We start from the raw sequence: 10,510 nt of genomic DNA on the forward strand, positions 1-10,510 counted from the left end.
TCCTCCTGCTTCGCCGCGTAATCACGCACTTCCTGGGAAATTTTCATGGAGCAGAATTTAGGTCCGCACATTGAACAGAAATGGGCAACCTTGCCGGAATCCTGCGGCAGCGTCTCGTCGTGATAGCTGCGGGCGGTATGGGGATCGAGCGCGAGATTGAACTGATCTTCCCAGCGGAACTCGAAGCGCGCTTTCGACATGGCGTTATCGCGGATCTGCGCGCCGGGATGTCCTTTAGCCAGATCGGCGGCGTGGGCCGCTATCTTGTAGGTAATCAGTCCCTGCTTCACATCTTCTTTATTCGGCAGGCCAAGGTGCTCTTTGGGCGTGACGTAGCACAGCATCGCGCAGCCGAACCAGCCAATCATGGCCGCGCCAATACCCGAGGTAATGTGATCGTAGCCCGGCGCGATATCCGTGGTCAGAGGGCCGAGGGTATAAAACGGCGCCTCGTGGCAGTGTTCCAGCTGCTCGGTCATATTGTGACGGATCATCTGCATCGGCACATGTCCCGGGCCTTCGATCATCACCTGCACGTCGTACTCCCAGGCAATCTTCGTCAGCTCGCCCAGCGTGCGCAGCTCGGCAAACTGCGCCTCGTCATTGGCATCCTGAATTGAGCCAGGACGCAGCCCATCGCCCAGCGAGAGTGACACGTCATAGGCCGCGCAGAGTTCACATATCTCGCGGAAGTGCTGATAAAGAAAGCTCTCTTTATGATGCGACAGACACCATTTCGCCATAATCGAACCGCCGCGCGACACGATGCCCGTCAGGCGTTTCGCCGTCATGGGCACATAGCGCAGCAGGACGCCTGCGTGGATCGTGAAGTAGTCCACGCCCTGTTCCGCCTGTTCCAGCAGGGTGTCGCGGAAAATCTCCCAGTTCAACGCTTCCGCCACGCCGTTGACCTTCTCCAGGGCCTGATAAATGGGCACGGTGCCGATGGGAACCGGGCTGTTACGCAGGATCCACTCGCGTGTTTCGTGAATATTACGACCGGTGGAGAGATCCATGACCGTGTCGGCTCCCCAGCGCGCTGACCAGACCAGCTTCTCGACCTCTTCCTCAATGGAGGAGCTGACCGCAGAGTTGCCGATATTGGCGTTAATTTTGACCAGGAAATTGCGGCCGATAATCATTGGCTCGGATTCAGGATGATTGATGTTGGCAGGAATGATGGCGCGCCCGGCGGCGACCTCCTGCCGCACAAATTCCGGCGTGATGTTCTCCGGCAGATGCGCACCGAAGCTGTTGCCCGGATGCTGCTGGCGAAGTCCCTCACCGCGAATACGCTCGCGGCCCATATTTTCGCGCAGCGCAATAAACTCCATCTCCGGCGTGATCCTACCCTGCCGGGCGTAGTGCAGCTGAGTGACGCAGTGGCCGGGCATTGCCCGTCGGGGCAGGGGAAGGTGTTCAAAGCGCAGATGATCCAGCCCTATATCGGCCAGACGCTGCTGCGTGTAGGTGGAGCTGAGCGTCTCAATCGTCTGCGTGTCGCCGCGTTCATCAATCCAACCCTCACGTAACCGGGGCAGGCCCGCATGAACATCAATGCTGGCCTCAGGATCGCCGTAGGGGCCGGCGGTGTCATAAACCGGCACGGGCTCATTATCTTCATATCGGGGGGCATCTTTGCTGCCGCCGACCTGGGTCGGGCTGAGCTGGATTTCACGCAGGGGAACGCGAATATCGGGGCGGGATCCCTCAAGCCAGATGCGCGTTGAGTGAGGAAAGGCGGCGCCCTGGAGAGAGTCGATAAACTGTTGAGCCTGTGCACGCTGTTCGCGGCGGGTGGTTTTCTTTTCAAGGTCAGACATAGCACGTTCCTGATAAATCGGGAAAAGATGCTTGTCCGGAGCTCGGAGGAGTAAGCGTAAAGTATGAAAAAACAGCAACATACCTGACTGAAAAGTTACTCTTGTTCCCTACGCAGGTATTAACCTGGTCAGGTTCCGCGGATCCCGAATTAACGGTCTCAGCCCCTAAGGGCACTCCGACAAGAAGAATTCTGATCTCCCGGGGGGATGATCAGAATGGCGGTAACGGCGGCGGCCGCACGTTACGGCATTGCCCCCTCAGCATAGGGGGGCTTTTTTAAAACTACAAGAATTTTACAGACGGATAACGTTTCAGGCGGGGCGGGCCAGCGCAGAATCGTTAGCGGCCAGAGGGGTATCAGCCTGCTTTTCCAGCGCCAGCTGTATAAATTTATCTTCCAGCGTGAAGCGGGCTTCCAGCGCTTCGCCCACTTCAGAGAGCGCGTTCTGGAACTCAAGATAGTTATCGTGATCGATAGCCGTTTCCAGATGAGTATCATAAACCTGCATAATCTCAGCCGTATTAGCCTGAAGCGCCGGATAGATCAGGGCGGCCTTAGCCAGCTGCTCGCTGCCTTTCATCTCTTCGATAAAGCGTTCATACACCGTAAAGTGACCGGTGGAGAGATAATCGACCAGACGCTGACAAAAGGTATCCAGTGCGTTTTCATCAAGCGGAGTATGAGATTCCTTGTTAGGCTTAATACCAACCATTTGATAATAGGCAACCAGTAACTGCTTGCGGGATTGCAGACAAAAGTCCACCAGGTCACTACACCCGGCAACGCGCGCGGTCAGGACTTCAAGTTGGTTGAGCATGTGTGACTCCGAAAGTAATATTTTAAGTGCCCGATCCCAATCCCGTTACGCAGAAAGCCGTTATAGCTGAGGATATGCAATTTATGGAAGTTGAGATTTCAAGCGTAGACGCTGGCTGGTGGGTTGTCAGTCACGAACATAAACTATGGCTGCCTAAAGGTCAATTGCCGCAGGGAAGTGCGCAGGAATTAGGCCTGATCGGCGCAAAAGCTATGCGGATCGGTGAGTGGCAGGGCGAGCCGGTGTGGCTGATACGCGATAGCCGCCCGAATGAAATGGGCACCCTGCGACAGATCCTCGACGGTGATGTCGGCCTGTTCCAGCTGGCTGGGCGCGGGATCCAGCTGGCTGAGTTCTATCGCTCTCATAAGTGGTGCGGCTACTGCGGGCATGAAATGTATCCGGGCAAAACCGAGTGGGCCAGCCTGTGCGGCCACTGCCGACAGCGATACTATCCGCAGATCGCCCCCTGCATCATTGTCGCCATTCGTCGGGGCAAAGAGATCCTGCTGGCGCAGCATACTAAGCACCGTAACGGTATTTACACCGTGCTGGCCGGTTTTGTTGAAGTGGGTGAAACGCTTGAACAAACCGTCGCGCGTGAAGTGATGGAGGAGAGCGGGTTAAAAGTGAAAAACCTGCGCTATGTCTCCTCTCAGCCATGGCCGTTTCCCCAGTCGCTGATGATGGCATTTATGGCCGACTATGAGAGCGGCGACATACACATTGATCCCAAAGAACTGCTGGATGCGGCCTGGTATCATTATGAGGCGCTGCCCCAGCTTCCGCCGCCCGGCACCGTGGCGCGACGACTGATAGAGGATACCGTGGCGCTTTGCCGCGCTGAAGCAGAATGAATGTTATACTGTGCGCCTGATTTTGAGAGAGCGTTTAAGATGAGTGAACTGAAGAACGACCGTTATCTGCGCGCCCTGCTGCGCCAGCCTGTGGATGTGACCCCGGTATGGATGATGCGCCAGGCCGGACGCTACCTGCCAGAGTACAAGGCGACCCGTGCCATCGCCGGTGATTTTATGTCGCTGTGCAAAAATGCTGAACTGGCCTGTGAAGTCACGCTACAGCCGCTGCGTCGCTATCCGCTGGATGCGGCGATCCTGTTCTCCGATATTCTGACCATTCCCGATGCCATGGGGCTTGGCCTGTGGTTTGAGGCGGGAGAAGGCCCCCGTTTCTCCTCACCGATCACCTGCCGCGCTGACGTTGAGAAGCTACCGGTGCCCGACCCGGAGCAGGATCTGGGCTATGTGATGAATGCGGTGCGCACCATCCGTAAAAACCTGAAGGGCGAAATTCCGCTGATCGGCTTCTCAGGCAGTCCCTGGACGCTGGCTACCTACATGGTTGAGGGAGGCAGCAGTAAAGCGTTCACCAAACTGAAAAAAATGATGTATGCCGAGCCTGAAACCCTCCATCTGATGCTGGATAAGGTGGCCGACAGCGTCACTCTCTACCTGAATGCCCAGATACGCGCCGGTGCGCAGTCGGTGATGATATTCGACACCTGGGGCGGGGTACTGACGGGCCGGGATTATCTCGAGTTCTCGCTGCACTATATGCACAAAATCGTGGACGGTCTGATCCGTGAGAATGACGGTCGCCGTGTGCCCGTCACCCTGTTCACGAAAGGCGGCGGTCAGTGGCTGGAAGCGATGGCGGCCACTGGCTGTGACGCGCTGGGGCTGGACTGGACCACCGATATCGGCGATGCCCGCCGCCGCGTGGGGGATAAAGTAGCCCTGCAGGGGAATATGGATCCCTCTATGCTTTACGCGTCCCCTGCGCGTATCGGGCAGGAGGTCGCGGGCATTCTGGAAGGGTTTGGCCACGGCAATGGGCACGTATTCAACCTGGGCCACGGTATTCATCAGGATGTTCCACCCGAGCATGCTGGCGCTTTCATTGAATCAGTACATCGACTTTCACGGCCATATCACCAGGACTAACCATGGATATTGCAGCATTACGTCAGGAGCAACTTGAACGCGCGGCAGAAGTGCAGCAGGAAGATGATTTTGAAGTAATGCCGCCGCGCTATATAGGCGGTGCCGATGTCGGTTTTGAACAGGGGGGCGAGGTCACGCGTGCGGCCCTGGTTATTCTGGAGTATCCATCGCTCAGGCTGGTGGAGCATCGCGTTGCCCGTATCGCGACGACGATGCCCTATATTCCGGGCTTCCTTTCGTTCCGGGAATATCCTGCGCTGCTTGCGGCGTGGCAGCAGCTTGAGTTAAAGCCAGACCTGCTGTTTGTCGATGGGCAGGGCATTGCGCACCCGCGTCGCCTTGGCGTCGCCAGCCATTTTGGCCTGCTGGTCGATGTCCCGACCATTGGCGTGGCAAAAAGCCGTCTCTGTGGCAAGTTTGAGCCGCTGGATGACGAGCCGGGAACAACCCAGCCGCTGATTGACAAAGGCGAGCAAATTGGCTGGGTTTTGCGCAGCAAGCGCCGCTGTAACCCGCTCTTTATCTCGCCTGGCCATCGCGTGAGCCAGGTGACCGCACTCAGCTGGGTGGAAACCTGTCTGAATGGCTACCGGCTTCCTGAACCGACGCGCTGGGCAGATGCCGTAGCGTCGCGGCGGCCTGCTTTTATGCGCCTACAGGAGCAGGGTTAACGGTGTGACGCGCGCTCTTTTCGGTTACACTGCTGGCCGCGCACTTCTGTTTAAGAGATCTCAACATGTTACGTAATCCGATTCACCTGCGTCTGGAAAAGCTGGAAAGCTGGCAGCACGTTACTTTTATGGCCTGTCTGTGCGAACGTATGGCCCCGAACTATCGGGCGTTTTGCGAACGTACAGAATTCGGTGAGGGTCAGCTGTATCGCCGCATCCTTGATCTGGTCTGGGAAACGCTGCTGGTTAAAGATGCAAAGGTGAATTTTGACTCACAGCTCGAGAAGCTGGAGGAAGCGATACCCAACGCTGAAGATTACGATCTCTACGGCGTTTACCCGGCCATTGATGCCTGCGTCGCATTAAGTGAACTGCTGCACTCTCGTCTGAGCGGTGAAACGCTGGAGCATGCGATTGCCGTGAGCGATGCCTCCGTGACGACCGTTGCGATGCTGGAGATGACTCAGGCTGAGCGGGAAATGACCGACGAAGAGCTCAAAGAGAATCCCGCAGTCGAAGAAGAATGGGACATCCAGTGGGAGATTTTCCGCCTGCTCAGTGCCTGTGAAGAGAGGGACCCTGAACTGATAAAAGGACTGCGAGCTGACCTGCGTGAATCGGGGATCAGTAATATCGGTATAAATTTTCAGCAGTAAGGCGATAAAACGTGACTTCAGGCCTGATTTGTAGCGCCAGGAGGCTTCACATTCGCCCCCAGTCTGGTCTACATTTGGGGGGCTGAAAAAAGTGGCTATCGGTGCGTGTATGCAGGAGAGTGCCAGAAACTGGTTTTTCCCTCGCACTCGATGCTTAGCAAGCGATAAATACACTGTAAGGATAACTTATGAACAAGACTCAACTGATTGATGTAATTGCTGACAAAGCGGACCTGTCTAAGACCCAGGCTAAAGCTGCACTGGAATCCACCCTGGCTGCGATTACTGAGTCTCTGAAAGAGGGTGATGCTGTACAACTGGTTGGTTTTGGTACTTTTAAAGTTAACCACCGTGCTGAGCGTACTGGCCGCAATCCGCAGACTGGCAATGAAATCAAAATTGCTGCTGCTAACGTACCGGCATTTGTTTCAGGTAAAGCACTGAAAGACGCTGTTAAGTAATTGTCTGACGGTTAAAAGTTTTAAACAGGGGGGCGTTATGCCCCTTTTGTTATAGATCCATCCGGGCAAACCGCTTTACCACCGGGCATTTCACCCACACTGTGTGATAATCGCGCCATGACTCGTTCTCCTCTTATTTCATTCTCCCTGCTGACGCTGCTGCTGGCAGGTTGCAGTTCAAAGCCATCACTGCCTGACTTTACTGCCAGTGGCTATCTTGCCGATCGTGGTGCCGTACGTATCTGGCGCAAAAATGACGGTAATGAGAGCAGCCACCTGCTGACGATTTATACGCCTTTTTCGGGGAGCACGCCGGAAACGACCGACTACATTTGGCAGTCGGATAAGCTTATCTCCATAGAACGTCATCGGCTGGGCGACAGCCCTGATAGCGTGACGCTGCGCTTCGACCAGGACGGCAGCCTGAGCTTTATGCAGCACCAGATTGCGGGGCGTCGTGAGGCGCTCTCCGCAGATGCGGTGGCGTTATATCAGTTTGATGGCGGGCGTATGCTGAAAATCAGCGACGATCTGCTGAAAGGGCGGGTATTGCTCAGGCAGGGGCGCTGGTCGGCATCCGGTACCGTCACAACGTGCAAAGGGCAGAAAGAGCGACCCGGCTTCGACCACTATTCCCTCAACTATATCACTCAGCATCAGCGCAGCCCGGACAAGCCGGTCAGCATCGCCTGGCTGGAAGCGCCCAGGGGCGTTCAGCTGCTGATTGTCACGCCCGACGATCTCTGCGCGACCGAGCCTGACGAAGCCAGCTTCTGAACGCTATCCGGGCCGGAGCGATCCGGCCCGGAGAATTGCTATTTACGGCCTATCGCGCGATAGCCGATATCATGACGGCAGAAGCTGCCACGCCATGAAACGGGCTTAGCCAGCTCGTAGGCGCGCTTCTGCGCGGCGGCCACGTCGTCACCCAGGGCGGTCACGCACAATACCCGACCGCCCTGGGTCACCACCAGATCGTCCTGCATACGCGTACCGGCATGGAAGATTTTGCCGTCAGGCGTTTCTTCCAGCGGCAGACCGTGAATTTGCTCACCAATCGCATAATCGCCCGGGTAGCCGCCGGCAGCCAGCACCACGCCCAGTGAAGGTCGCGGGTCCCATACCGACTCCTTAGTATTCAGCTTGCCCTCTGCGCCTGCCAGACAGAGATCGACCAGATCCGACTGCATACGCAGCATGACTGGCTGCGTCTCGGGATCGCCAAAGCGGCAGTTAAACTCGATGACTTTCGGCTGACCCTGTTGATCGATCATCAGGCCCGCGTACAAAAAGCCGGTATAGGTGTTGCCTTCTGCTGCCATACCCCGAACCGTCGGCCAGATAACTTCATCCATGACCCGCTGGTGGACAGCATCGGTCACTACCGGCGCGGGAGAGTAGGCGCCCATCCCGCCGGTATTGGGGCCGGTATCGCCGTCTCCCACGCGTTTGTGATCCTGGCTGGTCGCCATCGGCAACACATTTTCGCCATCGACCATGACGATAAAGCTGGCTTCTTCCCCATCCAGAAACTCTTCCACCACGATGCGGTGGCCTGCATCGCCGAAGGCATTCCCGGCCAGCATGTCCTGGATGGCCTCTTCGGCCTCGGCCAGGGTCATCGCCACAATCACGCCTTTACCGGCGGCCAGGCCGTCGGCCTTAATCACGATGGGCGCGCCCTTGCTGCGCGTATAGGCCAGAGCGGGCTCAACCTCGGTAAAGTTTTGATATTCAGCGGTCGGAATACGGTGGCGCGCCAGGAAATCTTTCGTGAAAGCTTTAGATCCTTCCAGCTGAGCGGCAGCCTGCGTCGGGCCAAAAATCTTCAGCCCGGCAGCGCGGAAAGCATCCACCACGCCCAGCACCAGCGGCGCTTCCGGGCCGACGATGGTCAAATCAATCTTCTCCTCACTTGCGAAGCGCAGCAGTGCCGGAATATCGGTGGCGCTGATATCAACGTTCTGCAAAGCAGGCTCAAGGGCAGTACCGGCATTGCCAGGCGCGACAAAAACGGTTTCCGCCAGCGGCGAGAGTGAGGCCTTCCATGCCAGGGCGTGTTCACGCCCGCCGTTACCAATAACAAGAATTTTCATTTTTCAGCTCCGTAATTAATGGCGGAAGTGGCGCATCGCGGTAAAGATCATGGCAATGCCGTGCTCATCGGCAGCGGCAATGACTTCTTCATCACGAATAGAGCCGCCCGGCTGGATAACACAGCTGACGCCAACGGCGGCGGCGGCATCAATGCCGTCGCGGAAGGGGAAGAACGCATCGGAGGCCATAGCCGAGCCTTTCACTTCCAGCCCTTCGTCTGCCGCCTTGATACCGGCAATCTTCGCGGAATAGACGCGGCTCATCTGACCTGCGCCAATACCGATGGTCATATTCTCGCGCGCGTAAACGATGGCGTTAGACTTCACGAATTTAGCCACCTTCCAGCAGAACAGCGCATCACGCATTTCCTGTTCGGTCGGCTGGCGTTTGGTCACCACCTTAAGCTGGTGGCTCTCCACCATACCCAGATCGCGATCCTGTACCAGCAGCCCACCGTTGACGCGCTTGAAATCCAGACCGGCCTGACGCTGCTGCCACTCTCCACAGATGAGTACGCGTACGTTCTGCTTGCTGGCGGTTATCTTAAGTGCCGCCTCGCTTGCGGAGGGGGCAATAATCACCTCAACAAACTGACGACTGACAATGGCCTGCGCCGTCTCTTCATCCAGCCCGCGGTTAAAAGCGATAATGCCGCCAAAAGCGGATGTCGGATCGGTTTTGAACGCCCGCTCATAGGCGTCCAGAATCGAATCGCTCACGGCAACGCCACAGGGATTGGCGTGTTTGACGATCACACAGGCTGGCTGGTCGAACTCCTTGACGCACTCCAGTGCGGCGTCGGTATCGGCGATGTTGTTATAGGAGAGCGCTTTGCCCTGAACCTGCTGAGCAGTGGCGACCGAGGCTTCGGTAATCCTGTCTTCTATATAGAAGGCGGCGTCCTGATGGCTGTTCTCACCGTAGCGCATATCCTGCTTTTTAATGAAGCTCAGATTCAGCGTCCGCGGGAAGCGGCCGGAAGGCGCGGTGGTATCGCCATGATAAGCGGGGACGAGGCTGCCGAAGTAGTTGGCAATCATCCCGTCATAGGCGGCGGTATGCTCAAAGGCCTTGATGGCCAGGTCGAAGCGCGTGGCCTGTGTCAGGCTGTTCTCGTTCTGATCCAGCTCGGCAACAATGTCCTGGTAATCGCTGCTGTTGACCACAATAGCCACGTCTTTGTGATTTTTGGCGGCGGAGCGCACCATTGTTGGACCGCCGATATCAATATTCTCTACGGCCTCTTCCAGCGAGCAGCCTTCACGCGCGACGGTCTGGGCAAAGGGATAAAGGTTAACGACCACCATGTCGATAGGAGCAATGCGGTGTTCCGCCATAATGGCATCATCCTGGCCGCGACGGCCTAAAATGCCGCCGTGCACTTTCGGGTGCAGCGTTTTAACGCGTCCATCCATCATTTCGGGGAAGCCGGTGTAGTCGGACACTTCGGTGACGGAGAGGCCCGCGTCTGCCAGCAGACGGGCGGTGCCGCCGGTGGAGAGGAGTTCGATACCGCGCTGGGTCAGCGCCTGAGCAAATTCGATGATACCGGCTTTATCAGACACGCTGAGCAGAGCGCGGCGTACAGGACGACGTTGTTGCATGGTGATGATCCCTTGGCTTTGATTCGCAGAGAGTAAGAGCGTTACATCAAGCTTAGCCATTTTCATCTCTATATAGAGATGAGTGAGATTAAGCTTCAGGTAACCCCCCAGACTGGGGCCAGGATTTTGCCCGGCATTGTAGCGAAAACGTTTGCGCGATGCTCGTGTAAATTCGCGGTGCGGTAGCAATGTGGATAAATCAGTGGATAAGTGCGTATAACCCGGGCTTTTGCTGTGGAATGCAGCGAACGCGCTATTTTTATCAAATTAGGGGTTGTCAGCCGTCAGGAACTCCCTATAATGCGCCTCCATCGACACGGAACAACGGCTTACAGGCCGCCGGGTTGAGAGGTTCAGGAAGCTGAAGCGCCGGAGAAAAACTTCCCAAAAAGAAGTTGCTGTCTCTTATACACAT

Annotated in this window: 9 protein-coding genes, 1 pseudogene and 1 riboswitch; of the genes and pseudogenes, 6 read left to right on the top strand and 4 right to left on the bottom strand. The window is 56.6% G+C overall.

Annotated features, from left to right (window positions below; all coding sequences use genetic code 11):
* Nucleotides 1-2 precede the first annotated feature (2 nt).
* A pseudogene (gene thiC / locus ACLRGG_RS19730) lies at nt 3-1,823 on the bottom strand (phosphomethylpyrimidine synthase ThiC); the annotation flags it as partial.
* Nucleotides 1,824-1,911: 88 nt separating this feature from the next.
* Nucleotides 1,912-2,012: riboswitch (TPP riboswitch) on the bottom strand.
* 123 nt (nt 2,013-2,135) lie between these two features.
* Entirely contained in the window at nt 2,136-2,642 is a 507-nt protein-coding gene (rsd, locus tag ACLRGG_RS19735; protein ID WP_416251355.1) for a sigma D regulator, read from the bottom strand.
* A gap of 83 nt (nt 2,643-2,725) precedes the next feature.
* Here rsd and nudC point away from each other — a divergent pair, with 83 nt between their 5' ends.
* The 6 genes from nudC (at nt 2,726) to ACLRGG_RS19765 (ending at nt 7,171) form a co-directional block, all read left to right on the top strand.
* Nucleotides 2,726-3,499, top strand: coding sequence for an NAD(+) diphosphatase (gene nudC, locus ACLRGG_RS19740; RefSeq protein WP_416251356.1), 774 nt, complete (start codon nt 2,726-2,728; stop codon nt 3,497-3,499).
* A gap of 39 nt (nt 3,500-3,538) precedes the next feature.
* Complete coding sequence (gene hemE / locus ACLRGG_RS19745; RefSeq protein ID WP_416251357.1) at nt 3,539-4,606, top strand: uroporphyrinogen decarboxylase; 1,068 nt, start codon at nt 3,539-3,541, stop codon at nt 4,604-4,606.
* A 2-nt stretch (nt 4,607-4,608) separates the two neighbouring features.
* Nucleotides 4,609-5,277 (top strand): deoxyribonuclease V, encoded by a 669-nt coding sequence (gene nfi / locus ACLRGG_RS19750; RefSeq protein WP_416251358.1) that lies wholly within the window; start codon nt 4,609-4,611, stop codon nt 5,275-5,277.
* A 65-nt stretch (nt 5,278-5,342) separates the two neighbouring features.
* Nucleotides 5,343-5,933 (top strand): YjaG family protein, encoded by a 591-nt coding sequence (locus tag ACLRGG_RS19755; protein ID WP_416251359.1) that lies wholly within the window; start codon nt 5,343-5,345, stop codon nt 5,931-5,933.
* Between the two features lie 188 nt (nt 5,934-6,121).
* The gene (gene hupA, locus ACLRGG_RS19760) at nt 6,122-6,394 is read left to right on the top strand and encodes a nucleoid-associated protein HU-alpha (RefSeq protein WP_017803060.1); all 273 of its coding nucleotides are present in this window, start codon (nt 6,122-6,124) and stop codon (nt 6,392-6,394) included.
* 117 nt (nt 6,395-6,511) lie between these two features.
* Entirely contained in the window at nt 6,512-7,171 is a 660-nt protein-coding gene (locus ACLRGG_RS19765; RefSeq protein ID WP_416251360.1) for a DUF1481 domain-containing protein, read from the top strand.
* Between the two features lie 38 nt (nt 7,172-7,209).
* On the opposite strand, the gene purD is transcribed toward ACLRGG_RS19765, so the two are convergent.
* Together purD and purH are read right to left on the bottom strand one after the other, a co-directional pair.
* Nucleotides 7,210-8,490 (bottom strand): phosphoribosylamine--glycine ligase, encoded by a 1,281-nt coding sequence (purD, locus tag ACLRGG_RS19770; protein WP_416251361.1) that lies wholly within the window; start codon nt 8,488-8,490, stop codon nt 7,210-7,212.
* Nucleotides 8,491-8,505: 15 nt separating this feature from the next.
* Nucleotides 8,506-10,095 (bottom strand): bifunctional phosphoribosylaminoimidazolecarboxamide formyltransferase/IMP cyclohydrolase, encoded by a 1,590-nt coding sequence (gene purH, locus ACLRGG_RS19775; RefSeq protein WP_416251362.1) that lies wholly within the window; start codon nt 10,093-10,095, stop codon nt 8,506-8,508.
* Between the last annotated feature and the right edge of the window lie 415 nt (nt 10,096-10,510).

The organism is Erwinia sp. PPS120, assembly GCF_047918655.1.
Lineage (GTDB): Bacteria > Pseudomonadota > Gammaproteobacteria > Enterobacterales > Enterobacteriaceae > Erwinia > Erwinia tasmaniensis_A.